We start from the raw sequence: 26,200 nt of genomic DNA, 5'->3' as shown, positions 1-26,200 counted from the left end.
AGACAGTTGCTCAATCGGCCGCCATCGTCAAACGCATCCACTCACGTCGAGGGAGGACGCATGGCAGCCGAGAACGAGCGCTGGGGCGCCGGAGTGATCCCCTACGCCGAGATGGGCTACTGGCAGCCCGACTACGAGCCGAAGCCGAGCGACGTGCTCGCCGCGTTCCGCGTGACCCCGCAGGACGGGGTGCCGCCCGAGGAGGCCGGAGCCGCGGTGGCGGGGGAGTCCTCGACCGCGACCTGGACGGTGGTGTGGACCGACCGGCTCACGACCTACGAGCACTACCAGGGCAAGTGCTACCGGGTCGACCCCGTGCCCGGCCAGCCCGGTCAGCACATCGCCTACATCGCCTACGACCTCGACCTGTTCGAGGAGGGCTCGATCGCGAACCTGACCTCGTCGATCATCGGCAACGTCTTCGGGTTCAAGGCGCTCAAGGCGCTGCGGCTGGAGGACATGCGGATCCCGCCGCACTACACCAAGACCTTCCAGGGGCCCGCGCACGGCATCGTGATGGAGCGGGAGTACCTGAACAAGTACGGGCGGCCGCTGCTGGGCGCCACCGTCAAGCCGAAGCTGGGGCTGTCCGCGCGCAACTACGGGCGGGTGGTGTTCGAGGCCCTGCGCGGTGGTCTCGACTTCACCAAGGACGACGAGAACATCAACTCCCAGCCCTTCATGCGCTGGCGCGACCGGTTCCTGTTCTGCATGGAGGGCGTCAACCGCGCCCAGGCCGAAACCGGTGAGATCAAGGGCCATTACCTCAACGTCACCGCCGCGACGATGGAGGACATGTACGAGCGGGCGCAGTTCGCCAAGGAGATCGGCAGCGTCGTGGTGATGATCGATCTGACCGTCGGCTACACCGCGATCCAGTCGATGGCGAAGTGGGCGCGCGCCAACGGTGTTCTGCTGCACCTGCACCGTGCCGGTCACTCCACCTACACGCGCCAGAAGAACCACGGCGTGAGCTTCCGGGTGATCGCCAAGTGGATGCGGCTGGCAGGCGTCGACCACATCCACGCCGGAACGGTGGTCGGCAAGCTCGAAGGCGACCCGAACTCGGTGGCCGGCTTCTACGACGTGCTGCGCGTCAACAAGGCGGAGCCGGACCCGGCCAAGGGCCTGTACTTCGAGCAGGACTGGGCGTCGATGCCGGGCGTCATGCCCGTGGCCTCCGGGGGCATCCACGCCGGTCAGATGCACCAGCTGCTCGACCACCTGGGGGAGGACGTGATCCTGCAGTTCGGCGGCGGCACGATCGGTCACCCGATGGGCATCGCAGCCGGTGCCACCGCGAACAGGGTCGCGCTCGAAGCGATGATCAAGGCGCGCAACGAAGGTCGCGACTTCCTGGCCGAAGGACCCGACATCCTGCGCGCGGCCGCGCGGCACAGCCGCGAGCTCGACACCGCGCTGGCCCTGTGGGGAGACGTGAGCTTCAACTACGACTCCACCGACTCCCCGGACGTCGTCGAGATGCCGACCCTGGTGTGAGGAGACCCGACATGCGCATCACCCAAGGAACCTTCTCCTACCTCCCGGAGCTGACCGACGCCGAGATCCGGGCGCAGGCGCAGTACGCGCTGGACAACGGCTGGCCGCTGTCGGTGGAGTTCACCGACGACCCGCATCCCCGCAACAACTACTGGGACATGTGGGGACTGCCGATGTTCGACCTCGCCGACGCGGCCGGCGTGCTCTACGAGGTCAACGAGTGCCGGAAGGCCTACCCGCACCACTACATCCGGGTCAACGCCTACGACGCCTCGCTGGGCAGGCAGACCACGGCGCTGACCTTCCTGGTCAACCGGCCGCCCGAGGAACCCGGGTTCCGGCTCGACCGGCAGGAGGCCGCCGACCGGCGGCTGCGCTACAGCACCCACCCCTACGCGCTGGACCGACCGAGAGGCGACCGGTACTCATCGTGAACACCGCGACGCGGCCGGGTTTCGGCATGCGACCCGGCGAAATGGACACGGAAGCAACGCAATCGATCCTCTCGCAGCGGTCGCGCGTGGACCTCGCGGCCGAGCGGGACGAGGCGGGCATCGACGAGCTGATCGCCTCGCTCGACGCCGAACTCATCGGGCTGCACGAGGTCAAGACCCGCATCCGCGAGGTCGCCGCGCTGCTGCTGGTGGACCGCGTGCGCCAGCGCTTCGGGGTGAGCTCCACGCGCCCGAACCTGCACATGTGCTTCACCGGCAACCCGGGCACCGGCAAGACGACCGTCGCGATGCGGATGGCCGGGCTGCTGCACCGCATCGGTTACCTGGAACGCGGTCATCTGGTCGCCGTCACCCGCGACGACCTCGTCGGCCAGTACGTGGGCCACACCGCGCCCAAGACCAAGGAGGTGCTCAAGCGGGCGATGGGCGGTGTGCTGTTCATCGACGAGGCCTACTACCTCTACCGCGCCGAGAACGAGCGCGACTACGGGCAGGAGTCCATCGAGATCCTGCTGCAGGTCATGGAGAACCAGCGCGAGGACGTGGTGGTGATCCTGGCGGGATACGGCGACCGGATGGCGGAGTTCTTCCGCTCCAACCCGGGCATGAGCTCGCGGGTGGCGCACCACATCGAGTTCGGCGACTACGACCTCGGTGAGCTGGAGTCCATCGCCGGTCTGATGTCTGAACAGGACGGTTACCGCATCGGCGGCGAGGCGGCGGAGGTGTTCCGCGAACTCCTCGACGAGCAGCGGGCGCAACCTCGCTTCGCCAACGCCCGGACGGTGCGGAACGTGCTGGAACGAGCCCGGTTGCGGCACGCGAGCCGTCTCGTGGACACCCTCGACGACTGCGGTCTCGACGATCTCATCCGCCTCGAGCCCGTCGACTTCAAGTCCTGACACCGGGTTTGGCTCCTCCTGTGTCCTGTGTCCTGTGTCCTGTGTCCTGTGTCCTGTGTCCTGTGTCCTGTGTCCTGTGTCCTGTGTCCTGTGTCCTGTGGGTGGGGTATCCCGTGTGTGGGGTGGGGAAGTTTTCATGAAAACTTCCCCACCCCACACACCCCACACACAGGACACAGGACAGAAGGATGTGATCCTCAAGCACAACACCCTGCGGTTGTGGTCCTAGGACGAATCCTGCTGGGGTGGGACGTTGAGGGTGAGCGTCGTGCCCTCGCCCGGTGTGCTGCGGACGTCCAGCGTGCCGCCGAGGAGGCGGGCGCGTTCGCGCAGACCGGACAGGCCGTGGCCGGTCGGGCCGGTGCTCACGCGCAGCGAGGCCGGGTCGAATCCCACGCCGTCGTCGCTGACCTGCAGCACCACCCCGGCGGAGGTGGCGCGCAGCCGGATCACCGCGCTGCCGGCCTGCGCGTGCTTCTGGATGTTCTGCAGCGCTTCCTGAGCGCTACGGTAGATCGCGCTCTCCAGGAACTCCGGCACGTCGCAGACCCCGGCGTCGACGCGGACTCGCAGGTCGGCGATCCCGCTCGCGAGGCTCTGCAGGCTCGCGGTCAGGCCCAGGTCGTCGAGCACCGGGGGCCGCAGGCCCGCGATCGCGTAGCGGGTCTCGTCCAGCGCGGCGGCGGCCAGGTCCTGCGCGGTGGCGATCTGCTGCTCCGCGCGCGACGAGTCGTCACCGACCAGGTCGCGTGCTGCGGAGAGGTGGAAGAACAGGCTCACGATCCGCTGGCTGATGCCGTCGTGGATCTCCCCGGCGAGGCGGCGGCTCTCGGCTTCCTGCAGCTGCACCATCCGCTCGGTGAAGCGCTCCAGCGCCTCCTCCCGGTCGGCGAGCCTGCGGTACAGCCTTGCGTTCTCGATGGCGCCGGCGACGAGACCGGCCAGCGAGCGCAGCAGCTCCACGTCGTCGCCGAACTCGCGACGCCGCTTGCTGTGCAGGTTGAGCACGCCCACCAGGTGGCCCAGCCGGGTCAGGATCGGCACGGACACCATCGAGGTGAACTCCTCGCCGTGCAGCTCCGGGATGTACTTGTAGCGAGGGTCGGCGAGCTTGTCCTCCACGATGACCGCGGGTTCGCCGTGCGCGGCGACCCAGCCGGCCATTCCTTCGCCGACGGCGAGCTCCACCTGTCCCGCCAGCCGGTCGAACGGCGGTGTCGCGCCGCAGAGCTTCAGCCGCTGCCGGTCGTCGTCGAGCAGGTGCACGAAACACACGTCGGTCGCGGTCATCTCGGTGATGATCGCCGCGACGTTCTGCACGATCTCGTCGAGATCCAGCCGCGCGGAGATGGTTTCGATGATGCGGATGAGCAGGTGGGACTCCTGCTCGGCGTCGGCCATGCCCAACGATCTGCGCTTCACCGGTACACCCCCTCCCGCAGGGCAACGGTGATGGCTCCGGCCCGGTCGCCGACGTCCAGCTTGCGGTAGAGGGCCCGCAGGTGGGTCTTGACGGTCTCCTCGGTGATGAACAGCTTCGCGGCGATGGCCCGGTTCGACAAGCCCGCGACCAGCAGCGACAGCACGTCGCTCTCGCGTTGCGTGATGCCCAGGTGGGCGCCGGGCCAGAACTCGCCGTTGCGGATCCGCGCCGCCGACATCGCCACCCTGGTGTCCAGCGCCGGGTCGATGAGCACCTCTCCGCCGCGGATGCGCGTCAGGTACTCCACGAGCTCCGAGCCGCGGACCCGCTTGAGCAGGAACCCGGACGCGCCCAGCTGCAGCGCCTGGTAGAGGTACTGCTCGTCGTCGTAGACGGTCAGGAACACCACCTTGCAGTCCGGGCGGTGCCCCAGGATCTCGCCGCACAGGTCCAAACCGCTGGAACCGCGCAACCGGACGTCGAGCAGCACCGCGTCCGGTGCGTGCTCCAGGATCTCGGTGACCGCCTGCGCGGGAGTGCCCGCCTCACCGACGATCCGAACCCGGTCGGAGTGCGGCTCCAGCATCGCCTTGAGCCCGTCCAGCACCATCTGGTGGTCGTCGACGACCACCAGCCGCAACGGCTCCTCGCCCAGGCTCATTCGAAAAGAGTACGCAGACAAGGGCATAACCGGAAGCTGACGCGAAACGGTGCGTGATCAGGCTGGAGTGGTGGCGTTGAGGAGTTCGTCGAGGTCGACTCGGCGGGCGGTGTCGACGAAGGCTCTGGCGAGGATGGGTTCGGGGTCGCGGTCGTGCAGGACGAGGCCGATCGTCTTGCTGATCTCCGGTTCCACGAGCGGGACCGCGCGCATCCCCTCGGGGACCCCGAACCGCAGAAGCCACGAATGGGGGAGCACGGTGGCCCACGGGCCTTCGCGCACGTGCGCGTAGAGGGCGCTGATGGAGTTGGTCTCCACCGCGGGTTGCGGCTTGGCCTGCGCCTGCTCGAACACGGAGTTGAGGATGCGGCGGTTCTGCATGTCCTCGGAGAGCATGCACAGCGGGTGCTCCGCGGCTTCCGCCCAGGTCGCCGCGTCGCCCTCGTCGAGGTCGTCCTCGGCGGCCAGCAGCAGGTAGCGCTCCCGGTACAGCGGGACGGTGCGGACACCGGTCAGCGGCTCGTTGTCGATGTAGGTCACGCCGACGTCCAGCCCGTACTGCGACAGCCCCCGCTGGATCTCGATCGAGGTCATCGAGCTCACCTGCACCCGCACGCGCGGCTGGTCCTGGCACAGCAGCGACGTCAGGATCGGCACCACGCACAGCGCCGTCGGGATGCACCCGATCCGCAGGCGGCCGCTGAGCCCCTCCCGCATCGCCCCGACGTCCTCGATCAGCGAGTCCCGCTCGGCCAGGATGCGGTAGGCCCACTTCAAGATCCGCTCGCCCTCCGGGGTGAAACCGATGAACCGGTTCCCCCGCTGGATGATCTGGACGTGCAGCTCGGCTTCGAGCTTGCGGATCGCCGCCGACATGGCCGGCTGCGAGATGAAGCAGGCCTCGGCGGCGCGGGCGAAGTGCTTCTCGCGCGCCAAGGTCGTCAGGTATTCCAGTTGCCGCAGCAGCATGCGGGCATGCTAATCGCCCGGTCGACGGCTCGGTGCCACCTCAGCCGCTGCCGCGGATGAGGTGGTGCAGCAGGATCAGTTGCGCCAGGCGCAGCGGTTCGTTGCGCCTGCCGTCGTCGAGCACGCCGAGGTGTTCCGGGAGCGGGTCGTCCACGTCGAGCCCTTCCCAGATGGCCTTGGCGACCATCGTGCTCTCCTCGGGCGGGGCGTAGCCGTGGATGTGCAGGGCGTCGACCGGCCGGCCGTCGCTGTCGCGCTTGAGCGCCAGGTGCAACGCCTTGGTGGGCGCCTTGGCGAGGATCTCGGTGAAGTTGGGGTGCCGGATCGTCGGGCGCATCAGGATCGTCGCCGACAGCGGGGTCCCGGGCGGGTCGTCGCGTCCCTCGATCGGGGCGAACGAGATGACGATGTCGGCGAGCTCGCGCTGCGGCCGGATGAACTCCGCGGACTCCGGTTCGCGGCGGCCCAGCTCGGCGCGAACCTGCTCCGGCCGGTAACCGCGCTTGCGGGTGTCGCGCTGGATCTTCCACGCCGCGCGCACGTCCTCGGGCGGGTCGAGGTGGACGGTGACATCGAAGCAGGCGCGCGCGAGCTTCGTGTGCAGCGGCAGCAGGCCTTCGACCAGCACGAACTCGTGCGGTTCGACCAGCACCGGCCGGGCCAGCTCGCCCGTCGAGTGGTCGTAGACGGGTTTGAGGATGGGGTTGCCGGTGGCCAGCAGCCGCAGGTGCTGCTCCATGATCTGCACGTAGTTGCAGTCCGGGTGCAGCGGTGTGAAGGGCAGGTCCCTGCGCTCCCGGCGGTCGTAGCGATGGTAGTCGTCGACGCACATCGAGGTGCTGCGCGTCGTTCCGAGGGCGTCGACGAGGCCGCGGGTCAAGGTGGTCTTGCCCGCGGCGCTGTCGCCGGAGATGCCGAGCATCGTGGGGCGGGTGTCCGGTCGCGCCGCCTGAGCGCGGTGGATGCGCAGTTGCTTGTCGGGCACGGAATTCTCCCTCCGTCGGCGCTGCTCCTCCGGCGCGCTGGGTTCGATCGGCCTGCCCTCGGCGAGGTTTCCGCCCGGTGGCGAGGTCTCGACGTTACGGAGCGCTGAAGTCCTCGGCCTCCCCCCGGCGGGGGATGCGCCGGGGCAGTTGCGGAATCGTGGAAGTCGATCCTGGAAAACAAGATTCACCGCGGAGAAAACACCCGATCGGTGGTTTCTCCTTGCTCCCGAGCTGGACCAACAGCACGCCCGGTGACTGCTGCAAGCGGATGGCCGTGCTTGATTCCGATGGTGAACACCCCTTAGCGTGATCGAGGTCACGGCCCGGGTCGGTCGATGACGCATGTCGACGTTCGACGAGGAGGTCGTGATGACCGGCTTGGTCACGCCGTTGGAGATCGCGTCGAAATCGCCGGGCGGAGATTCGCTCGCCACCGGGTCGTCGACGCAGGTCGCCAAGGCGTGGGAGGCCTTCGCGACCGGAGAGGACGTCACCTCCAGCATCCGCCCCGACATCCTCGCGTCCTGGTACCGATGTCGTGATCAGTACGAAGTGGACCCCGCGCTCGACGTCGCCCCGGCGGCACCCGGCCAGCAGGACCAAGGCCCGGACAACGACGTCATCTTCACCCAGCTCGGCGGGCTCGGGGCGCTGGCCGGCCGGGACGTGGAGCTCAGCGGCGGCGTCGTCGCGGTCACCGACGGTGGTGGGCGCATCCTCGGAACCTGGGGCGATCCGTCCGCCCGGCGCCGAGCCGAGCAGTCGAACATGGCGCCCTGGTCGTCGTGGTCCGAGCAGTGCACCGGCACCAACGGGATGGGGACGTCCTTCGAGGTCACCGGGCCGGTGACGGTCACCGGCGCCGAGCACTGGTGCGAGGGATTCCACCAGTGGGCGTGCGCAGGCATCGCCATCCGCGACGTGGTCACCGGATCGCCCATCGCCTCCATCAACATCTCACGCTGGGGGGCAACGCTTTCCGATCAAGTACCCGGCTGGTTGCAGCGCGCCGCCGCGGGCATCGAGCAGGAGATCCACCGCAGGGCCGTAGGCGAGGCCAAGCAGGTGTGCACCGCGTTCAAGCAGGAGCGCACCGACAGCAGCGGTCCGCTGGTCGCGCTCGACCGGGGTGGCCGGGTCGTCGCGGCCAACGACGCCGCCCTGTCGGTGCTGCGCCTGCCCGCCGGGAGCCCGGCCTCCCGCGGCGCGATCGAACCGGCCGAGCGCTCCACCCCGGACATCCCCGAGCTGTCCGATGTGGTCCGCTGGGCGGCGGGCCGGTCCGCGCAGAATCCACAGTGGAGCGGCTACGCGCAGCTCGGCGTCGCGGGTGATGGCGCGATGCCCGCCACGCTGCGACCGATCACCTCCGCGGGACGCGTGGTCGGCATGCTCTGCGCGTTCGGGCTGCAGGAAGGCGAGCCCTACGGCCGGGCGGCCGAAGGCGGCGCCGTGCCCATGCCGCCCCGAGTGATCGGCATCCGCAACGACCGCCTGGTGCTGCTCGCGCCGTCCGAGGTCCGCTACGCCGAAGCGGACCGCAACACCGTGTGGCTCAGCACCGACCGCGGCCGCATCCTCTCCGCCACCAGGGGTCTGGACCACGTCGACCAGGCGCTGTCCCGCCACGGCTTCCGCCGGGTGCACCGCCGGTTCCTGGTCAACCTCCGCAGGGTCGCCGAGGTCGAGCGGGGGACCAAGGGCGAGCTGTTCCTCGTCACCGACCCGCGGGTGCCCGAGCTGGTCCCGGTGTCCCGCCGTCACGCACCCGAAATCCGCCGCCTCTTGGGCGTTTGACGGCCAGGCCGTCACCAGCGCGAACGGCCGACCGCCGAGTGGTGCGCGCTGCCGGACCGCGTGCGGGAGCGCACTCTCGTACTCGCACCGCTCGTCGTGGCGGCGATGCCGTTCGTTGGGAGTTCCGCGCCGCCGGTCGGGGATCGGTTGTCATCGCCGTGACCGATCGCTGAGGCTGTGAACTGCTGGAACGCGGATCTAGGAGGCATTCATGACCTGGTGGACACCCGACCGCGAGGACATCATCGGCCACCCCTGCCAGAGCTGAGGGCCCGCCGTGCTTCTCCACTGCCTGGGAGTCGCGGCAGGGGGCGGGTACCCGCAGTGGAACTGCGCCTGCCCCGGCTGCCGCAAGGCTCGAACCGCACCCGAACAGGCTTCGCCGCACGCAGGCATGGCGGTCTCCGGCACCGGCGAGCGGTGGTTCCTGCTCAACGCCACGCCCGACGTGCACCACCAGATCGCCGCCGACCCCAGCCTGCACCCGGGACCCGGAGCGCGGGAGACGCCGGTGGCGGGAGTGCTGCTCACCGACGCCGAATTCGATCACACGATCGGTCTACTGGTGCTGCGCGAGGGCTCGTCGCTCGACGTCCACGGGACCGCACCGGTGCTGGCGGCGCTCACCGACCACTTCCCGGTGCGCGACCTCGTCGCCGACTACGCCGCCGTGCGGTGGAACACCGTCGACCTGGGCAAGCCCATCGACCTCGACGAACGGCTCCGGGTGACCGCCTTCGCCACGGGCTCCAAACCACCGCGCTACGTCGGGCACCACGCCGGGCCGGGGGACTGGGAGACGGGCTACCTGCTGCACGACCCGGTGAGCGGCGGAACCGCCGTCTACGCCCCGACCGTGCCAAGCTGGGACGAGAACTTCGCAGAGCAGGTCGCCGAGGCCGACTGCGTGTTCGTCGACGGCACGTTCTGGACCGACGACGAGATGTCCCGCCACGGCACCGGTGATCGGCCCGGCCGGTCCATGGGCCACATGCCCGTCAGCGGAGCGGACGGGTCCGCGCGACACCTGGCCGCGCTGCCCGCTCGGCGCAAGATCTACGTACACGTCAACAACACCAACCCCATCCTCGACGAGGCATCAGCGGAACGAGCCGAGCTCGCGGCGCTGGGCATCGAGGTGGGGCGTGCGGGTCTGGAGGTAGAACTATGAGGCCCTGGTCGTCTGAGGAGTTCGAGGCGGAGCTGCGGGCGGTCGGCGAGGCGCGCTACCACCACCTGCACCCGTTCAACGAGCGGATGCACGCCGGTGACCTGACCGAGGAGGAGTTCCGCGGCTGGGTGCGCAACCGCTTCTACTACCAGATCAACCTGCCGGTGAAGGACGCCTTCATCCTCACCAAGCTGCCCACCGGCGCAGAACGCCGGAAGTGGATCAAGCGCATCACCGACCACGACGGCACCGCGGAGGTCGAGGGCGGCATCGAGCGCTGGGTCCGGCTCGGCGAAGCCGTCGGCCTGACCCGCGACGAGCTCTACGACACCCGCACCGTGCTGCCGGGCGTGCGCTTCGCCGTCGACGCCTACGTCGACTTCTGCAGACACAAGCCGTGGCTGGAGGCCGTGGCCTCGGCGATGACCGAGCTGTTCGCGCCGGACCTGCTCAGCAGGCGCATCGTCGACGTCCAGAAGCACTACCCGTGGCTGGACTCGCGGGGTCTGGAGTACTTCCGGACCCGGTTGACCCAGCAGCCCGCGGACATCGCGCACCTGCTCGGCCTGGTGCTCACCCACGCCGAGACCCGCGAGCAGCAGGAGGCCTGCCTGCGCTCGCTGGAGTTCAAGTGCGACGTGCTGTGGACCCTGCTCGACACGGTGCAGCACACCTACGGCAAGGCGGAGTGATGGACGCCGGGAGCAGGCCTCGCCTGGTGCCCAAGGCGATGCTCAAGCACGACAAGGTCCGGGACGCCGACATGCTGCTGCTGCCCGAGCGGGTGGTGCGGCTCAACACCTCGGGCGCGGCGATCCTGCGGCTCTGCGACGGGACCCGCACGGTGCAGGAGCTCGTGGACCGGTTGGAGGAGGAGTTCGGCGCGACCGGGCTCCTCGACGACGTGCTGACGTTCCTGCGCGATGCGCACGGTCAGGGTTGGGTGGTGTCCGGATGACTCCCGCGCCTTACGGTCTGCTCGCCGAGCTGACCCACCAGTGCCCGCTGCACTGCTTGTACTGCTCCAACCCGCTGGAGCTGCGCGCGCGCAACACCGAGATCAGCACCGAGGACTGGCTGCGGGTGATCCGCGAGGCCGCCGATCTCGGCGTGGTGCAGGTGCACTTCTCCGGGGGCGAGCCGCTCGTGCGCGGCGACCTCGCCGAGCTGATCGCCGAAGCCCGCGGCTGCGAGCTCTACACCAACCTGATCACCAGCGGTCTCGGGTTCACCCGCGAACGGGCCAAGTCGCTAGTCGCCGCCGGCCTCAACAGCGTCCAGCTGAGCATCCAAGGCGAGAACGCCGAGGCCAGCGAGCTCGTCGCGGACAGCAAGCGGTTCGACAAGAAGCGGGACGCCGCGCGGATCATCGTCGATTCCGGGCTGCCGCTGAACATGAACGTCGTGCTGCACCGGCTCAACCTCGACCGGCTCGACGCCATCATCGACGTCTGCGAATCGTGGGGTGCCGAGCGGCTCGAACTCGCCAACACCCAGTACTACGGGTGGGGGCTGCGCAACCGGGACCTGCTGCTGCCCAGCCGGGATCAGCTGGCCGCCGCCCAGCAGGTCTACGAGCGGCGCAAGGCCGAGCTCGCCGGCCGGATGGAACTGCTGTGGATCCTGCCGGACTACTACGAGCGCTTCCCGAAGCCGTGCATGGGCGGGTGGGCGCAGACCGCGCTGACCGTGGCCCCCGACGGGTCGGTCTACCCGTGCCCGGTCGCCGCCGACATCGAGACCCTCGAGTTCCCGACCGTCCTGGAGCACCCGCTCGAGAAGATCTGGTTCACCTCGTCGGCGTTCGAGGCGTTCCGGGGCACCGACTGGATGCCGGACCCCTGCCGGTCGTGCTCCCGGAAGGAGATCGACTTCGGCGGATGCCGGTGCCAGGCGTTCGCGCTGACCGGCGACGCCGCGCGCACCGACCCGGTGTGCACCTACTCGCCGGACCACCACCTCGTGCAGGACGCCGTGGACCGCGCCAACCAGGTTCCCGCCAGCGCGCCCGAACCGGTCTACCGGCGTCCGCGCGCGTCTGCGGAGTGATCGCGATTCGTCACCGAAATCCCGCCGCTCGTTGGTGATCACGCTCCGCCCGTACCGGATTCGTTGTCCACTCCGGATCCGGCGCGCGATGGTGTCGGTGACCAACCGGTCCTCGACTCGGCGTGTGGGAGTCGAGCTGTCCGGTGGCGGTGCGAGCGTCCCCGACCGCTCCCGCCGCCACCGGCGCCTTTTCGGGAGAGGAAGGACCAGATGATCAAATCGCGCGCCGTGATCGCACCGGGGAAGGGCAAGCCCGTCGAGGTGGTCCGGATCGACCTGCCCGAGCCCGGACCCGGTGAAGTCCTCGTCCGGGTGCAGGCCTGCGGTGTCTGCCACACCGACCTGCACTACCGGGAAGGCGGGATCAACGACGAGTTCCCGTTCCTGCTGGGGCACGAGGCCGCCGGCGTCGTCGAAGCCGTCGGCCCCGGGGTGTCGGACGTGGCGGAGAACGACTTCGTGGTGCTCAACTGGCGCGCGGTGTGCGGCCAGTGCCGCGCCTGCTCGCGCGGCAAGCCCTGGTACTGCTTCGACACCAACAACGCCGACCAGCCGATGCGGCTGGAAGACGGCACCGAGCTGTCGCCTGCCCTGGGCATTGGCGCGTTCTCCGAGCGCACGCTGGTGCACGCCGGTCAGTGCACGCGCGTGGACCCGGCCGCCCGCCCGGTGGTGGTGTCGCTGCTGGGATGCGGCGTGATGGCCGGGATCGGCGCGGCGATCAACACCGGCGGGGTCGCCCGGGGCGACTCGGTCGCCGTCATCGGCTGCGGCGGCGTCGGCAACGGTTCGATCGCCGGAGCGGCGCTCGCGGGGGCCGAGAAGATCATCGCCGTCGACCGGGACCCCAAGAAGCTGGCCTGGGCCGAGGAATTCGGCGCCACCCACACCGTCAACGCCGCCGAGCTCGACACCGTGTCCGCGGTCCGGTCGCTCACCGGCGGCAACGGCGCGGACGTCGTGATCGACGCGGTGGGTCGGCCGGAAACCTTCGAACAGGCCTTCTACGCGCGGGATCTCGCGGGCACGGCGGTGCTCGTCGGCGTGCCCACTCCGGAGATGGAGCTCAAGCTCCCGCTGCTGGACGTCTTCGGGCGCGGCGGTGCGGTGAAGTCCTCCTGGTACGGCGACTGCCTGCCCAGCCGCGACTTCCCGATGCTCACCAACCTCTTCCAGCAGGGCCGGTTGCCGCTGGAGAAGTTCGTGACGGAGGAGATCACCCTCGACGAGGTCGAGGACGCCTTCGCCAAGATGGAGCGAGGAGAGGTCCTCCGCTCGGTAGTCGTCTTCTGACCTCCGCCTCCCTCGCGATCGTCGCCGAAGTGCGGGTGGGCGGGGAGCTTCCAGTTTTAGTCCAAACCGAGGACTTTCGGTGCCCGAAATGTCGGCTCAGTTTGGACTAAAACTGGGATTTGGGAGGTATTTTGGGGTCTAGAGGAGGCGGCCTATGTCGATGTGGACCACGACCTCGTCTCCGGTGACTTCGACCCGGTGGGTGCGCAGCGGCTCGGTGGCCGGGAGGCACAGCGGTTCGCCGTTGCGGACGTCGAAGCGGGACATGTGCACCGGGCACTCCAACGAGGTGCCGTCGAAGTGGCCCTCGCTCAGCAGCGCGTAGTCGTGCGAGCAGATGTCGTCGATCGCGTAGAGCCGTCCGGCGACGTTGAACACCGCGACCGGCGGCAGGGTGTTGAGCCGTCTCACGGTTCCCGGCGGGAACTCGTGCAGCCGGCACACCCGGACTCGATGCGTGGCCGGGGGCATCGATGTCACTCCCCTTCACCAGGAGCTCGGCGGCGCCGGTGACTCCGACCGGCCCCGCTGATGACGGTGCCGCAAGGACCTCGTCCGATCCGGCAGGCGGATGCGGCGAGGGCCTTGCGGCACTCAGTGCGGTTCGAGCCGCGTGGTGGGAGCGGTCGCGTCAGTCCTCTTCAGCGCGGTGGAGGTATCCGGTGACCTCCGCGCAGACGTCGATCACGGTGTATTCAGGAGTTTCCCAGGTCATCGCATTCTCCTCAGTTCGTCCCGGCCGGTTGAGGTTTCCGGCCGCAGCGGGAGCCGGGAACGCAACAATTCCCGAATTCCGCGCTGGAATCGAAGTTAGGCGCACCGGCGAGCCCCGGGCAAGCCGAGCGGGACGAGTGCGCGACAACCCCGCATGAGCGGCATCCTCGGCACAACCAGCGGGAGCCTCCGGGCATGACCGGTGAAATGATCACGGCGTGACGCGTATGGGTGAAAAGGCTGGTCGCCGCCGGTTCCGCTGCGTGGGCGAAAACGCCGAAAATGGCGCGAAAACAGTTCACGAAGCCACCTGTCCAGCGAGAACGCAATCAATTTGGTGACAGGGAGTGCGCAGCGATACCCGGTGCTTATCGCTGCATAAAAACGCGTGCGTTGAACTCTGGGCCACGCGGCGCGACGGTGGAGCCAATCTACAACGGAGTGGAGCCCGGAGATGACGATATCCGAACGGGTGCGCGGCGTCGTCGAAGCGCACCGGGGCGAGCGCGGTGCGCTGCTGCCGATCCTGCACCACCTCCAGGAGGAGTTCGGCTGGATCGATCCGCAGGTGATCCCGGTCCTGGCCGAGGAGCTCAACCTCTCGCGCGCCGACGTGCACGGCGTCATCTCCTTCTACACCGACTTCCGCTCCGAGCCCGCAGGCACCACGACGGTCAAGATCTGCCGCGCCGAGGCGTGCCAGTCGGTCGGGGCCGAACGGCTGGTCGCCGACGCCGAGCAGGTCTTCGGCGTCAAGGTCGGGCAGACCACCACCGACCGGTCGGTCACCCTGGGCCAGGTGTTCTGCCTGGGCAACTGCGCTCTCGGCCCGTCGGCGCAGGTCAACGGCAGGTTGTACGGCCGGGTGGACCGCGGCCGGCTCGTCGAGATCCTCGCGGAGGGACGCGCGTGATCACCGTCTACGTTCCCCAGGACTCGGCAGCGGTCTCGGTCGGCGCCAACGAGGTCGCCGCGGCCCTCCAGCACGCGGCCGACGAGCCCATCAGGTTGGTGCGCAACGGTTCTCGCGGCATGCTGTGGCTCGAAACGCTCGTCGAGGTCGAGACCGATCGCGGTCGCGTCGGCTACGGCCCGGTCACCGCCGGGCGGGTTCCGGAGCTGGTGGCGGCCGGGATGCTGCGCGGCGCCGACCACGAGCTCTGCCACGGCGTGGTCGACGACCTGCCGTGGATGTGCGACCAGCAGCGGCTGTGCTTCGCCCGGGTCGGCGTCACCGACCCGTTGTCCACATCGGACTACGAGGCGCACGGCGGACTGCGCGGGCTGCGCGCGGCACTGGCCGCGACACCCGCCGAGGTCGTCGAGGAGGTCACCACCTCGGGGCTGCGCGGGCGCGGCGGCGCCGGATTCCCCGCAGGCATCAAGTGGAACACCGTGCTCAAGGCCGAGGGGCCCGCGAAGTTCGTCTGCTGCAACGCCGACGAGGGCGACTCGGGGACCTTCGCCGACCGGATGCTCATGGAAGGCGACCCGTTCTGCCTCATCGAGGGCATGACCATCGCCGCCCACGCGGTCGGCGCCACCGAGGGCTACATCTACGTCCGCTCCGAGTACCCCGACGCCGTGCGCGCCCTGCGCCGCGCGATCGACGCCGCCTACGCGGCAGGCTGGCTCGGTGAGGGAGTGCTCGGGTCGGAGCTGAACTTCGACCTGTTCGTGCGGGTCGGCGCCGGTGCCTACATCTGCGGCGAGGAGACCTCCATGCTGGAGAGCCTGGAGGGCAGGCGCGGCATGGTCCGGTCCAAACCCCCGATCCCGGCGATCACCGGCCTGTTCGGCAAGCCCACCGCGGTCAACAACGTGCTCACCCTGGCCAGCGTTCCGGCGATCCTCGCCGACGGTGGTCAGTCCTACGCCGAACTGGGCGTGGAGCGCTCGCGGGGGACGCAGGTCTTCCAGCTGGCGGGCAACGTCGCGCGCGGCGGCGTCTTCGAGTCCGCGTTCGGCATCACCATCGAGGAGCTGGTCAACGGCTACGGGGGTGGCACCCGCTCCGGCCGCCCGGTGCGCGCGGTGCAGATCGGCGGGCCGCTGGGCTCCTACGTGCCGCCAGAGCAGTTCGACCTGCCGATGGACTACGAGGCAATGGGCGAGGCGCAGGCGATGCTCGGTCACGGCGGCATCACCGTCTTCGACGACACCGTGGACATGGCGGCGATGGCGCGCTTCGCGTTCGAGTTCTGCGCGGAGGAGTCCTGCGGCAAGTGCACGCCGTGCCGGGTCGGCGCGGTGCGCGGTGTCGAGACCGTCGACCGCATCGTCGGCGGCGAGGACCGCGACGGCAACCTCGCCGTGCTGGGCGACCTGTGCGAGCTGATGACCGACGGATCGCTGTGCGCGATGGGCGGGCTGACCCCGAACCCGGTGCGCAGCGCGCTGACGCACTTCCCCGAGGACTTCCTGAAGGAGGCGAAGTAGGCGATGGGTCTGCTGAAGGAACCCGACTACGGCACCCCGGCCAGGGCGGGGGAGGACACCGTCACCGTCGAGATCGACGGCGTGCCGGTCACCGTGCCCGAGGGCACCTCGGTGATGCGCGCCGCCGCCGAGTCCGGCACCGACATCCCCAAGCTGTGCGCCACCGACAGCCTGGAGGCGTTCGGCTCGTGCCGGCTGTGCCTGGTGGAGATCGACGGCCGCAAGGGAACACCGGCCTCGTGCACGACACCGGTCGCCGAGGGCATGAAGGTCAGCACCCAGACGCCGAGGCTGGAGAAGCTGCGCCAGGGCGTCATGGAGCTCTACATCTCCGATCACCCGCTGGACTGCCTGACCTGCTCGGCCAACGGCGACTGCGAGCTGCAGGACATGTCCGGGGTGGTCGGCCTGCGCCAGGTCCGCTACGGCTACGAGGGCGCCAACCACCTCGACGCCCCCACCGACAGCAGCAACCCCTACTTCGACTTCGACGCCTCCAAGTGCATCGTGTGCTCCCGCTGCGTCCGGGCCTGCGACGAGGTGCAGGGCACCTTCGCGCTGACCATCGAGGGGCGCGGCTTCGACTCCAAGGTCGCCGCGGGTGCCGGTGACCCGTTCCTGGAGTCCGACTGCGTGTCCTGCGGCGCCTGCGTGCAGGCCTGCCCGACGGCCACCCTGCAGGAGAAGTCGGTGGTGGACCTCGGGATGCCGACCCGGTCGGTGCTGACGACCTGCGCCTACTGCGGTGTGGGCTGCTCGTTCAAGGCGGAGCTGCGCGGCGACGAGCTGGTGCGCATGGTGCCGTACAAGGACGGTGGCGCCAACGAGGGGCACTCCTGCGTCAAGGGCCGCTTCGCCTTCGGCTACGCCACCCACCCGGACCGGCGGCTCAACCCGATGATCCGCGAGAGCATCACCGACGAGTGGCGCGAAACCGACTGGGAGACCGCGATCTCCTACGTCGCCGAGAAGTTCCGCGACATCCAGGCGCGGCACGGGTCCGATTCGATCGGCGGGATCACCTCGTCGCGCTGCACCAACGAAGAGGTCTACGTGGTGCAGAAGATGGTGCGCGCGGCGTTCGGCAACAACAACGTCGACACCTGCGCACGCGTCTGCCACTCGCCGACCGGCTACGGGCTCAAGCAGACCTTCGGGACCTCGGCGGGCACGCAGGACTTCCGGTCGGTGGCCTCCTCCGACGTGATCGTGGTGATCGGTGCCAACCCGACCGACGGGCACCCGGTGTTCGCCTCCCGGATGAAGCGGCGGCTGCGCGAGGGCGCGAAGCTCATCGTGATCGATCCGCGCCGCATCGACCTCGTGCGCAGCCCGCACATCGAGGCGGCGCACCACCTCCAGCTCGCGCCGGGGACCAACGTCGCGATGGTCAACGCGCTCTCGCACGTCGTGGTCACCGAAGGGCTCATCGACGAGTCGTTCGTGGCGTCGCGCTGCGAGGGGTTCGAGGACTGGGCGGAGTTCATCGCCCGCGAGGAGAACAGCCCGGAAGCCGTCGAGTCGATCACCGGCGTCCCGGCCGAGGACCTGCGCGAAGCCGCGCGCCTGTACGCCACCGGCGGCAACGGCGCCATCTACTACGGGCTCGGCGTCACCGAGCACAGCCAGGGCTCCACGATGGTGATGGGCATGGCCAACCTGGCGATGGTCACCGGCAACATCGGGCGCGACGGCGTTGGCGTGAACCCGTTGCGCGGGCAGAACAACGTGCAGGGCTCCTGCGACATGGGCTCGTTCCCGCACGAGCTGTCCGGCTACCGCCACGTCGCCGACGACGCGGTGCGCGAGGTGTTCGAGAAGCTCTGGGAGCGCCCGATCCTGCCCGAACCCGGGTTGCGGATCCCGAACATGTTCGACGCCGCCGTGGACGGCAGCTTCCACGGGTTGTTCGTGCAGGGCGAGGACATCGCGCAGTCCGACCCCAACACCCAGCACGTCGCCGCGGCGCTCTCGGCACTGGAGCTCGTGGTGGTGCAGGACCTGTTCCTCAACGAGACCAGCAAGTTCGCGCACGTGTTCCTGCCGGGTACCTCGTTCCTGGAGAAGGACGGCACCTTCACCAACGCGGAGCGGCGGATCAACCGGGTCCGCCCGGTGATGGTGCCCAAGACCGGCAAGGACGAGTGGCAGGTGGCCTGCGAGATCGCCCAGGCCATGGGCTACGACATGCACTACGACCACCCGCGCGAGATCATGGACGAGATCGCCGCGGTGACGCCGACTTTCGCGGGAGTGTCGTTCGGCAAGCTCGACGAGCTCGGCAGCGTCCAGTGGCCCTGCAACGACAAGGCTCCCGAGGGCACGCCGATCATGCACGCCGAGCAGTTCGTGCGCGGCAAGGGCAAGTTCGTGCTCACCCCGTTCGTCGCGACCCGCGAGCGCAGCACCCGCAGGTTCCCGCTGGTGCTCACCACCGGCCGCATCCTGTCGCAGTACAACGTCGGCGCGCAGACCCGGCGCACGGCCAACGTCGCCTGGCATCCGGAGGACGTGCTGGAGATCCACCCGCACGACGCCGAGGACCGCGGCATCTCCTCCGGCGACGTGGTCAACCTGTCCAGCCGGGTGGGCACGACCTCGCTGCGGGCGAAGATCTCCGACCGGATGCCCGTGGGCGTGGTGTACACGACCTTCCACCACCCGATCACCGGCGCGAACGTGGTGACCACCGAGAACTCCGACTGGGCGACCAACTGCCCGGAGTACAAGGTCACCGCCGTGCAGGTCGCTCGCGAGACCAGCGCGGAGAAGGCCGCCGAGCAGCACCGGGAGGCGGTGTTGACCGAGTCATGAGCACCAGTGAATCGCCGCAGGTCCGGATGGCCAACGACATCGCGGTCCAGTTCGCGCACCTCCCGTTCCACCAGGCGGCCGGCGAGGTCGCGAAGCACATCAGGATGTTCTGGGACCCGCGGATGAGGGCGGAGTTCGACCGCTTCGCCGACGTTCCTCCGCACGACCTCGACCCGGCCGCCCTGGAAGCGGCCCGCCTCCTCCGCACCTCCACCACCCCGGGCTGACCGGGCCGCAGCGGGTCGGCTCTCCACGCCCGCCGCGGGAACCGCACCGGGGTCGGCTACGTCCGACCGGTGTTGGGCAGGGCTCAGCGCAGCGCGAGAACCGTTGCGCGGGTGAGGATGTGGAGACCACCGATGGTGACCGAACGGACCAGCGAGTTGGCCCGACTGGCCGACTCCTTCGCCGACTGCGCCCGGGGTCGCGGTCGGGTGGTGCTCATCGGTGGCGGGCCGGCGACCGGCAAGTCCGCGTTGCTGGACGCGCTCGGCGACCTCGTCGGCCGGCGCGCGCCGCTGCTGCGCGCCGTCGGTTCGCGCGGCGAGCGCGAGCTGCCGCTCGGCGTGGTCAACCAGCTGCTCGCCGATGCCGAACCCGAGGTCCGCGACCGGCTCGCGAGCCTCGCCGCGGAGCCGCTCGACGTCCGCTCGGTGGAAGAGGTCGCCGCGCTGCTGCACGGCCGCGCGGGGGGCCGGCCGCTGGTGCTGGCGGTCGACGACGTGCACTTCGCCGATCCCGAGTCCCAGCAGGTGCTGCTCTACCTCCGCAGGCGGGTCGCCTCGGCTCGGATGCTGCTCGTGCTGACCGAGTGGGAACGTCCGAGCCTCGTGCGAGAACCCCTGCACGCGGAGCTGGCCCGGCAGCCGGATCACCGGATCTGCCTCGCCCCGCTTTCGGCCGCCGGTGCCGCCGAACTGCTCGGTGTAGAAGTCGAGGATGCGGCAACCGCTTTCGAGATCAGCGGTGGAAATCCGTTCCTGCTCAACGCTCTGCGTCAAGACGGGATGGTCGTGGGGTCCCACTTCCGGCGCGCGGTGCTGGACTGCCTGACCCGCTGGGACGCGCAATTCCTCGCGGTGGCCGAGGGTTTCGCCGTGCTGGGCACGTCGTCCTCCTCCGCGCTGATCGCGGATCTGCTGGAGATGACCCCGCGCGCGGTCGACTCCGCCCTCGACGCGCTGAGCGCGGCGGGCCTGTGCTGCGGCAACGGCTTGCGCCATCCCGACGTCGTGCTGGAGAGCCTCGCCCCTGCCGAGGCGGCGAGGCTGCACGCCCGCGCCGCATCGCTGCTGCACCGGCGTGGAGCTCCCGCCGTCGAGATCGCCCGCCATCTCATCGCGGCAGGTGAGGTTCCCGGGCGATGGGCGACGCGGTTGCTGCGCGACGCCGCCGAGCAGGCCCAGGTGGACGATCCGGGTCTCGCCGTCCACGCGCTGGAGCTCGCCCTCGGCGCCTGCCCGGACGAGGGCGAGCGCGTCGCGGTGGGCGCCGCCCTGGTCCGTGCGGCCTGGCGCATCAACCCCGCCATCGCCGTCCGGCATCTCGGCCCGCTCGCGCATCGGCGGGACCTGGGCTGGCGGGACGCGATCGCCGTGGCGCGCCTGCGGCTCTGGAAGGGCGATCCGGACGCGGCGGGGGAGCTGCTGCGCACCACCCGCGCGCTCGCCGGGCGGCCGCGTCCCCGCGCCGTCGCCGAACTGCGCATCGCCGCCGAGTGGATCCACGGCGGGATCCGCCATTCCGAGGCGTTGAACTGCGAGGACGGCTCGTGGCGGGCCAGTGCGGGTCTGCTGCGGACGTGGGCGGGGGAGAGACCCGGCGAGACGCTGCGCGCGGCCGAACACGTCCTGCAGAGCAACGCGGGGGAGTCGTTGCCCGAGGCGGTGTGCGCCGCCGTCCTGGCCCTTGACCACACCGGGCACGCCGAACGCGCCCGGCACTGGTGCGACGTCCTGGCGGCCCAGGCCGGCAGGCAGGGGGCCACCACCGCGCAGGCCTTGATCGCCGCGGTGCGCGCGGACCTGTCGTGGCGGCGCGGCGAACTCGTCCTCGCCGAATCCCGGGCCGAGGAGGCATTGCGGCTGCTGCACGAGCAGAGCTGGGGCGTGCTGGTGGGGCTGCCGCTGTCCACGTTGATCCTGATCAACTCGGCCCTGGGCAGGCACGACGCAGCGGCCGAACTGCTCGCCCGCCCGGTCCCGGAGGAGATGGCCGGCACCGCCATCGGCCTCCGCCACCTGCACGCGACGGGCAGGCACCACCTCACCACCGGTCGGCTCCTCGCGGCGCTGGACGCCTTCGAGAGGGTCGCGGCCCGGATGCGAGCCGGTGATCCGGCGATCCCCACGACGTTCCCGTGGCGCGCGGATCTCGCCGAGACCTACCTGCTGCTGGGCAGGCGGAAGGAGGCGCGGGACCTGGTCGCCGAGCAGCTCGGTGGCTCGTCCGGCGGTGTCCGCGTCCGCGCGATCACCCTGCGGGTCCTGGCCGCCTGCAGCGAACCCCGGCAGCGGGTGGCCGTGCTGCGCGAGGCGATCCAGCTCCTGGAGCGCTGCGGCGACCGGCTGGAGCTGGCTCGCGCGCTGGCCGACCTGAGCCAGGCGCACAGCGATCTCGGTCAGCTCCGCAACGCCCGGCTGGTCCTGCGCAAGGCCGATCAGATGGCCAAGACCTGCCAGGTCGACGTCCTGGCGGCCCGGAGCGGGGAGTCCTGCGAGGACGAACGCGCCGAACGCGAACCGGCCCCGGCGAGCGGGCCGCTGCTCAGCGACGCCGAGCGCAAGGTCGCCGAACTCGCCGCCAAGGGCCAGACGAACCGCGAGATCGGCCGCCACCTCTACATCACGGTCAGCACGGTCGAACAGCACCTCACCCGCGTCTACCGCAAGCTCGACGTCCGCAAGCGCACCGAACTCCCCGCCGAGCTCTCCCGCCTCGACGACGACACCGGTGACTCGCATGCTGTTACCCGGGGGTCTGAGACGGCGCGTACCTCTGGTGGAGCAACTGCACGGTACTGAAGGCCCGATCGACTCGGCCGGAGTTGCCCGGGTACTCCGTCTTCCAATCTTCGAAAAGTCGATGGTGATCGTCCCGGTGGAGGTCCGGGGCGACAGTGGCGACCAGCTGTGCCACCCCACGTGCTCGTTCGCTGCGGGGGTTCTTCTCGCACTGCTCGCACAGGCTGAGCAAGGCTCGTAGCGATGAAGCGCGAGTGCGCTGGTCGAGAAAGACCCGCCAGAAGAGCCGCGCGACCAGATTCGGGTGCGGGTCGATGAGGAGCGGGTCCTCCTGCTTGGGAAGGGGTTGCAAGTAGTACTTCGGGTCGGTGAGGCCGAGTGCGGCTTGTGCGCAGTCGAGCCCGACTGAGCGGAGATTGCTCAGCTTCTCGGCGTCACGACGGTGACCGTGCGGCCGCGTCCACTTGACCAGGGCACGAAGAACCAGCTCGCGGTTGGCCGGCCGGCTCAGCAGCGAGGTCACCGCGACTTTGACGGCTGGAACCAGTCGAGCGTCGCTTCGAGCGACCGTCTCAAGACGGGTCATCGCTCGATCCGGATCACGCACGCCGTGCTCGGTGGCGTACACCAGAGCGGCAGTCCACTTGCGGTGGAAGCCCGATCCCGTGCACCAGTCCCGAACAAGCGGTTCGACGAAGTCCTTCGTGCCGGGATCGTCGGCGAACCTCGCCAGGAGCTCCGCGGCGAGCTCGTTGGAAGTCAGAGATTGCTTGCTCGCGAGCGTCTTGATGTGTTCCAACGGGTCGGTGTGGGGAAGACCGGTGATGACATCGTGCAAGGCCTTCGCGCAGTACCACTGGAATCCGTTCTTGGCCTGGTGCGCCATCCAGTCCACGATCACCGGGCGGAACAGGTCGTATTCGAGCCAAGCTCGGCGGAAGGCCCACTTCGCGACGTCTGATCGTCTGAAGTGGACGGTCTCTCGGAAGAGACTGGCCCCTTTGGCATGGGGATGCCACGTCGTCGTCGCGTTCAAGCTGCTGAGGATGACGCTCTTGCTGAAGTCGAAGATCTTCCGCTGGCTGAGACGCTTGTCCTCCGGATTGTCCGCCTCGGCGATCATCTCCTCCAGCTCCTCGGCGGCGCTCATCACGTCGCCGTAGTCGCGGTTCGTGAAGACGGAGATCGCGACCAGCATGGCGTACTCGATCGTCGACCGATCCTCGCGGAACCAGTCCGCGACCAGGTGCTGGGCTTCACGTGAGAGATCGGCGAGAGCCGGCTCAAGCTCTCGCTTCTTTTCGTGCACGTCCCACGCACGGATGGCTACGAGTTCTGCCTCGTTCGGTGCGGAATCGTCGCGGAGATGTGCGCGGAATTTCTCGGTGAGGATCGTGTCGACGAGATCCGTGGGGCAGTCCGGGTGCGATCTCAGGAACTCCCTCGCTACCTCGGTGGAGTCGGGTCGACCGAGCCAGCTCTCGAACTTCTGAAGACCGAGCTCCAACACCTCGTCGACGATGACCACCACGTAGCACTGATTCCGCTGAGCCCAGGTCGCTACGCGCTCGGCCGTGTGGGGCGCGATCTTCTGCTGCCATTGCGATTCGGTTCCTTGCCAGATGAATCCGCCGTCGCTGTCGAGCTGCTCGTCGGTGATGCTGTCGAACGAACGACGTACGTTGAGCTGTGAAAACGTGCGCGCACCGCAGTCGATCAGCATCCGGATCGCGGCCAACGACCTGCCGGTGCCCTTACCTCGCAAGAGAACGAGATTGGTCTTCTTCAGCGTGGCCAAGGCATCGTCGAACCCCGGGCAGGGGACGAAATGATTCTTGGCACGTTCCAGATCGTGGTCGGAAACGCGGAAGTCCTGCAGCTCCGGCTTGGAGAACGCCGACCCCGTGTAGTTGTTGTAGTTGACCGACCCGCTGACATGGCCGACGCTGACGCCGTTGTTGGTCTTCGTATCGTTGTTGACCGTGCTCGTGGAGGCGGTCTTCGCGGCGTCGTTCTTCGGGGGAGTGGTGTCGGAATCCGCAGTGCGTTCCGGTGTTTCGACGGAGTTCATCGCGACTCCCGGGTGTTGTAATTGACCGACCCGTTGATCTGGCCCGCGCTGACGCCGTAGTTGTTCTCACCCGTGAAGTTGTTGACGTGGACCTGTCGTGGCTGCTGTTCCACGTGGTTGCGGTCGCCTGCGATCTGAACTCCCTGGTTGCCCCCGCTGTTGCTGACCGAGTGACCGGCGGGGCGAGTGTCATCGCCAGGTTCCTGCGAGTCCGGCGGGCTCGCAGGAGGCTCGGTGAGCTGTGCCGGGTTGACACCTGCGATGCGTGCCCAGGCCTTCTGCTCGAACTCCTTGTGCTCGATGTTCATCGGCCCGAAGTCGTGGCGGGTGATGGTCCGGGTGTAGTCACCGCCGAAGACCGCTCGATGTGCGTCATCGGACAGGATGAGCGCCGTGGTGAAACGGTCGGCGTGCAGGGAGGAACGCCAGCGCTTGACGAGTGCTTGGAACTCGTCGGCGTCCAGAAGTCGGCAGACGTCGATGTTGGGCCGGTACAGCCCGAACTCGGTCGGCAAGGGGCCGAGGTGCAACGCGATGCGCAGCCGGATCTCGGGCTTGGCCGACAGGTTGTGCTGGATCAGCAGCGCGTCGATCGAAGCGACCAGGTCGATCAGCGCGGGGAGGTACTGACTCGGGTATGCCCGCAGGAAGCCGTCGCCGCTGAACTGCCCATTGCGGTGCACGTTCTCGGCTATTCCGACTTCGCTCGAGGCCTCCGCTACGATCTTCTCCACGAGGTGGGGAATCGTGCCGAGGTGTTCCGGCCTGGTCCCGCCCGATTCGATCGTGTCCGCGGTCAGCAGAGCGCAGTGCTCGGGCATCAGCGTTGGGTCATTCGTTCGGCGCAAGGGTCGACTCCGTTCTGTCACTCCGGGTGGGTGAACGGAGTCTTGCTGAGTAGATGGACGCGCATCTCCCCGAAATCAGGGAGATGCGCGTGTTCTTTCGATTACTTCACGTGATCGGGCGAGCGCGTAGGTGGCCGCGGAGGCGGTGGGGATCGGGCAGTACGAAGGTCAGCCGACGGGTGTGAAGCAGACCCAGGTCTCCCAGCTGCTTCAACGCCGCGTCTACGGTCGCCTCACCGGCACCGACGCACTGAGCCAGGTCCTTGCGGCTCAGGCCGCTGATGGCTACGCCGTCGTGGGTCCGTTCACCGAGTGCTTGGCCCCACGCGAGAAGTTGACGGCACACCCTGGTGGGCACGTCCTCAGATGCCAGGTTGATCTGGCGCTGATCCGCGCGATGCAGGCGTTCGTAAGCAATGCGACCGAGGATCAGCGGCAGCTCCGGGTGTCGTCGCAAGACGTCCTTGAAGTCCCGATGGTGGATTCTCGTAGCCTCGCACGCGGTATGCGCCACGACCGTGGCGCTGCGAGGCTTGGATTCCATCACGCCTTGCTCGCCGATGAGTTCGCCCTTGCCGTACAGTCCCGCGATCAGGTCGCGACCATTGCCGGCCAGCTGAACTTTGACGAATCCGCGCTCGATGAGCAGGACGTAGTCGCTCGGCCGATCGACGAGCAACAGCAGTTCGTTGCGGTCGAAGTCGGCCCGAGCACCTAGTTCGCGTAGCTCGGTGCAGAGGTCCGTGCCCGCATGAGTGACGAAGCTGTCCTGCGCGGGCAGATAGCCGGTGTCGACGTCTTCTGCCGTGCCCCCAAGATCCACCCGGTGATCATCCGTGGGAAATCGCGGACACAGCTAGCGCTTTTCGAGCGATTGGTTGCCACTGAACGGGTGGATCTCGGGATCGAAGGCAGGCCGAAACGATCTTCACCTCGTTGGAGCAACCCTGGATGCTGGATCGTGTTCCGCTGGACGGGGTTTCAGGATGCGGTTGTTGACGTTAAGGGTGCGTAATGCGACTATCTAGCGCACCGCTGAGCCAGCCATCGCCGAATTTTCGCTCGTGCACGTTCTGTTTGCTTGGTGTCCTTTCCTCACTAATCGCTACGCGGGGTTGATTCCTCGTCGTGGATTTCCGCCCGTT

General features: G+C 68.8%; 22 protein-coding genes. 14 read left to right on the top strand and 8 right to left on the bottom strand.

Going from position 1 to position 26,200, the window contains the following annotated elements; genetic code table 11:
• The first annotated feature begins 60 nt into the window (after nucleotides 1-60).
• Genes ACYVF3_RS28755 through ACYVF3_RS28745 form a run of 3 tightly spaced genes read left to right on the top strand, consistent with a single transcriptional unit; the run spans nucleotide 61 to nucleotide 2,857 of the window.
• Nucleotides 61-1,500, top strand: coding sequence for a form I ribulose bisphosphate carboxylase large subunit (locus tag ACYVF3_RS28755; protein WP_461157409.1), 1,440 nt, complete (start codon nucleotides 61-63; stop codon nucleotides 1,498-1,500).
• An 11-nt stretch (nucleotides 1,501-1,511) separates the two neighbouring features.
• Nucleotides 1,512-1,934, top strand: coding sequence for a ribulose bisphosphate carboxylase small subunit (locus ACYVF3_RS28750; RefSeq protein ID WP_461157408.1), 423 nt, complete (start codon nucleotides 1,512-1,514; stop codon nucleotides 1,932-1,934).
• 41 nt (nucleotides 1,935-1,975) lie between these two features.
• On the top strand, nucleotides 1,976-2,857 hold the full coding sequence (locus ACYVF3_RS28745) for an AAA family ATPase (RefSeq protein ID WP_461157407.1): 882 nt from the start codon (nucleotides 1,976-1,978) through the stop codon (nucleotides 2,855-2,857).
• Between the two features lie 225 nt (nucleotides 2,858-3,082).
• On the opposite strand, the gene ACYVF3_RS28740 is transcribed toward ACYVF3_RS28745, so the two are convergent.
• From ACYVF3_RS28740 to ACYVF3_RS28725, 4 genes are read right to left on the bottom strand one after another with little or no spacing between them, the layout of a single operon-like run.
• Nucleotides 3,083-4,279 (bottom strand): GAF domain-containing sensor histidine kinase, encoded by a 1,197-nt coding sequence (locus tag ACYVF3_RS28740; protein ID WP_461157406.1) that lies wholly within the window; start codon nucleotides 4,277-4,279, stop codon nucleotides 3,083-3,085.
• A complete protein-coding gene (locus ACYVF3_RS28735) occupies nucleotides 4,276-4,941 on the bottom strand; it encodes a response regulator (protein ID WP_461157405.1) in 666 nt (221 codons plus the stop codon). The genes ACYVF3_RS28740 and ACYVF3_RS28735 overlap by 4 nt, the downstream gene beginning before the upstream one ends.
• Nucleotides 4,942-4,998: 57 nt before the next feature.
• Nucleotides 4,999-5,910 (bottom strand): LysR family transcriptional regulator, encoded by a 912-nt coding sequence (locus tag ACYVF3_RS28730; RefSeq protein ID WP_461157404.1) that lies wholly within the window; start codon nucleotides 5,908-5,910, stop codon nucleotides 4,999-5,001.
• Nucleotides 5,911-5,950: 40 nt separating this feature from the next.
• Complete coding sequence (locus ACYVF3_RS28725; RefSeq protein WP_461157403.1) at nucleotides 5,951-6,895, bottom strand: phosphoribulokinase; 945 nt, start codon at nucleotides 6,893-6,895, stop codon at nucleotides 5,951-5,953.
• Nucleotides 6,896-7,265: 370 nt separating this feature from the next.
• On the opposite strand from ACYVF3_RS28725, the gene ACYVF3_RS28720 reads away from it, so the two are divergent.
• The 6 genes from ACYVF3_RS28720 to ACYVF3_RS28695 all read left to right on the top strand — a co-directional run bounded on the left by ACYVF3_RS28720 (nucleotide 7,266) and on the right by ACYVF3_RS28695 (nucleotide 13,206).
• Nucleotides 7,266-8,693, top strand: a complete 1,428-nt coding sequence (locus tag ACYVF3_RS28720; protein ID WP_461157402.1) for a LytTR family transcriptional regulator DNA-binding domain-containing protein — start codon at nucleotides 7,266-7,268, stop codon at nucleotides 8,691-8,693.
• Between the two features lie 277 nt (nucleotides 8,694-8,970).
• Complete coding sequence (gene pqqB / locus ACYVF3_RS28715; RefSeq protein ID WP_461157401.1) at nucleotides 8,971-9,864, top strand: pyrroloquinoline quinone biosynthesis protein PqqB; 894 nt, start codon at nucleotides 8,971-8,973, stop codon at nucleotides 9,862-9,864.
• The gene (gene pqqC / locus ACYVF3_RS28710) at nucleotides 9,861-10,556 is read left to right on the top strand and encodes a pyrroloquinoline-quinone synthase PqqC (RefSeq protein WP_461157400.1); all 696 of its coding nucleotides are present in this window, start codon (nucleotides 9,861-9,863) and stop codon (nucleotides 10,554-10,556) included. Before pqqB ends, pqqC begins: the two co-directional genes overlap by 4 nt.
• Nucleotides 10,556-10,822, top strand: coding sequence for a pyrroloquinoline quinone biosynthesis peptide chaperone PqqD (gene pqqD / locus ACYVF3_RS28705; protein ID WP_461157399.1), 267 nt, complete (start codon nucleotides 10,556-10,558; stop codon nucleotides 10,820-10,822). Before pqqC ends, pqqD begins: the two co-directional genes overlap by 1 nt.
• Nucleotides 10,819-11,913 (top strand): pyrroloquinoline quinone biosynthesis protein PqqE, encoded by a 1,095-nt coding sequence (pqqE, locus tag ACYVF3_RS28700; RefSeq protein ID WP_461157398.1) that lies wholly within the window; start codon nucleotides 10,819-10,821, stop codon nucleotides 11,911-11,913. Before pqqD ends, pqqE begins: the two co-directional genes overlap by 4 nt.
• Nucleotides 11,914-12,123: 210 nt before the next feature.
• The gene (locus tag ACYVF3_RS28695; protein ID WP_461157397.1) at nucleotides 12,124-13,206 is read left to right on the top strand and encodes an S-(hydroxymethyl)mycothiol dehydrogenase; all 1,083 of its coding nucleotides are present in this window, start codon (nucleotides 12,124-12,126) and stop codon (nucleotides 13,204-13,206) included.
• Nucleotides 13,207-13,344: 138 nt separating this feature from the next.
• Here the strand turns inward: ACYVF3_RS28695 and ACYVF3_RS28690 are convergent, their stop codons facing one another.
• Nucleotides 13,345-13,677: a bifunctional 3-phenylpropionate/cinnamic acid dioxygenase ferredoxin subunit gene (locus ACYVF3_RS28690; protein ID WP_461157396.1), complete on the bottom strand. Its 333-nt coding sequence runs from the start codon at nucleotides 13,675-13,677 to the stop codon at nucleotides 13,345-13,347.
• 697 nt (nucleotides 13,678-14,374) lie between these two features.
• Between ACYVF3_RS28690 and ACYVF3_RS28685 the strand changes: the two genes are divergently transcribed.
• The 5 genes from ACYVF3_RS28685 (at nucleotide 14,375) to ACYVF3_RS28665 (ending at nucleotide 22,196) form a co-directional block, all read left to right on the top strand.
• Nucleotides 14,375-14,833 (top strand): NAD(P)H-dependent oxidoreductase subunit E, encoded by a 459-nt coding sequence (locus ACYVF3_RS28685; RefSeq protein WP_461157395.1) that lies wholly within the window; start codon nucleotides 14,375-14,377, stop codon nucleotides 14,831-14,833.
• Nucleotides 14,830-16,359, top strand: coding sequence for a formate dehydrogenase beta subunit (locus ACYVF3_RS28680; protein WP_461157394.1), 1,530 nt, complete (start codon nucleotides 14,830-14,832; stop codon nucleotides 16,357-16,359). The genes ACYVF3_RS28685 and ACYVF3_RS28680 overlap by 4 nt, the downstream gene beginning before the upstream one ends.
• A gap of 3 nt (nucleotides 16,360-16,362) precedes the next feature.
• The gene (fdhF, locus tag ACYVF3_RS28675) at nucleotides 16,363-19,173 is read left to right on the top strand and encodes a formate dehydrogenase subunit alpha (RefSeq protein ID WP_461157393.1); all 2,811 of its coding nucleotides are present in this window, start codon (nucleotides 16,363-16,365) and stop codon (nucleotides 19,171-19,173) included.
• Nucleotides 19,170-19,400, top strand: a complete 231-nt coding sequence (locus ACYVF3_RS28670) for a formate dehydrogenase subunit delta (protein WP_461157392.1) — start codon at nucleotides 19,170-19,172, stop codon at nucleotides 19,398-19,400. The genes fdhF and ACYVF3_RS28670 overlap by 4 nt, the downstream gene beginning before the upstream one ends.
• 132 nt (nucleotides 19,401-19,532) lie before the next feature.
• Nucleotides 19,533-22,196, top strand: coding sequence for an AAA family ATPase (locus ACYVF3_RS28665; protein WP_461157391.1), 2,664 nt, complete (start codon nucleotides 19,533-19,535; stop codon nucleotides 22,194-22,196).
• Here ACYVF3_RS28665 and ACYVF3_RS28660 read toward each other — a convergent pair.
• The 3 genes from ACYVF3_RS28660 to ACYVF3_RS28650 form a co-directional block, all read right to left on the bottom strand.
• Nucleotides 22,141-24,207, bottom strand: a complete 2,067-nt coding sequence (locus tag ACYVF3_RS28660; protein ID WP_461157390.1) for a hypothetical protein — start codon at nucleotides 24,205-24,207, stop codon at nucleotides 22,141-22,143. The two genes, ACYVF3_RS28665 and ACYVF3_RS28660, sit on opposite strands and share 56 nt — an antisense overlap.
• A complete protein-coding gene (locus ACYVF3_RS28655) occupies nucleotides 24,204-25,028 on the bottom strand; it encodes a hypothetical protein (RefSeq protein WP_461157389.1) in 825 nt (274 codons plus the stop codon). Before ACYVF3_RS28655 ends, ACYVF3_RS28660 begins: the two co-directional genes overlap by 4 nt.
• A 133-nt stretch (nucleotides 25,029-25,161) precedes the next feature.
• Entirely contained in the window at nucleotides 25,162-25,878 is a 717-nt protein-coding gene (locus tag ACYVF3_RS28650) for a Crp/Fnr family transcriptional regulator (protein WP_461157388.1), read from the bottom strand.
• Nucleotides 25,879-26,200: the final 322 nt, after the last annotated feature.

It is taken from the genome of Saccharopolyspora tripterygii (genome assembly GCF_054778355.1).
The sequence above is the reverse complement of the archived record's forward strand: the minus strand, read 5'-3'. Positions and strand labels throughout refer to the sequence as shown.

What these genes read in the sequence shown, in the direction of transcription:
- ACYVF3_RS28735 (WP_461157405.1), bottom strand. Translation starts at nt 4,941, where the DNA reads ATGAGCCTGGGCGAGGAGCCGTTGCGGCTGGTGGTCGTCGACGACCAC.
- pqqD (WP_461157399.1), top strand. Translation starts at nt 10,556, where the DNA reads ATGGACGCCGGGAGCAGGCCTCGCCTGGTGCCCAAGGCGATGCTCAAG.
- ACYVF3_RS28695 (WP_461157397.1), top strand. Translation starts at nt 12,124, where the DNA reads ATGATCAAATCGCGCGCCGTGATCGCACCGGGGAAGGGCAAGCCCGTC.
- ACYVF3_RS28755 (WP_461157409.1), top strand. Translation starts at nt 61, where the DNA reads ATGGCAGCCGAGAACGAGCGCTGGGGCGCCGGAGTGATCCCCTACGCC.
- ACYVF3_RS28745 (WP_461157407.1), top strand. Translation starts at nt 1,976, where the DNA reads ATGGACACGGAAGCAACGCAATCGATCCTCTCGCAGCGGTCGCGCGTG.
- ACYVF3_RS28730 (WP_461157404.1), bottom strand. Translation starts at nt 5,910, where the DNA reads ATGCTGCTGCGGCAACTGGAATACCTGACGACCTTGGCGCGCGAGAAG.
- ACYVF3_RS28690 (WP_461157396.1), bottom strand. Translation starts at nt 13,677, where the DNA reads ATGCCCCCGGCCACGCATCGAGTCCGGGTGTGCCGGCTGCACGAGTTC.
- pqqE (WP_461157398.1), top strand. Translation starts at nt 10,819, where the DNA reads ATGACTCCCGCGCCTTACGGTCTGCTCGCCGAGCTGACCCACCAGTGC.
- ACYVF3_RS28685 (WP_461157395.1), top strand. Translation starts at nt 14,375, where the DNA reads ATGACGATATCCGAACGGGTGCGCGGCGTCGTCGAAGCGCACCGGGGC.
- fdhF (WP_461157393.1), top strand. Translation starts at nt 16,363, where the DNA reads ATGGGTCTGCTGAAGGAACCCGACTACGGCACCCCGGCCAGGGCGGGG.
- ACYVF3_RS28750 (WP_461157408.1), top strand. Translation starts at nt 1,512, where the DNA reads ATGCGCATCACCCAAGGAACCTTCTCCTACCTCCCGGAGCTGACCGAC.
- ACYVF3_RS28660 (WP_461157390.1), bottom strand. Translation starts at nt 24,207, where the DNA reads ATGAACTCCGTCGAAACACCGGAACGCACTGCGGATTCCGACACCACT.
- ACYVF3_RS28665 (WP_461157391.1), top strand. Translation starts at nt 19,533, where the DNA reads ATGGTGACCGAACGGACCAGCGAGTTGGCCCGACTGGCCGACTCCTTC.
- pqqC (WP_461157400.1), top strand. Translation starts at nt 9,861, where the DNA reads ATGAGGCCCTGGTCGTCTGAGGAGTTCGAGGCGGAGCTGCGGGCGGTC.
- ACYVF3_RS28720 (WP_461157402.1), top strand. Translation starts at nt 7,266, where the DNA reads ATGACCGGCTTGGTCACGCCGTTGGAGATCGCGTCGAAATCGCCGGGC.
- ACYVF3_RS28670 (WP_461157392.1), top strand. Translation starts at nt 19,170, where the DNA reads ATGAGCACCAGTGAATCGCCGCAGGTCCGGATGGCCAACGACATCGCG.
- ACYVF3_RS28655 (WP_461157389.1), bottom strand. Translation starts at nt 25,028, where the DNA reads ATGCCCGAGCACTGCGCTCTGCTGACCGCGGACACGATCGAATCGGGC.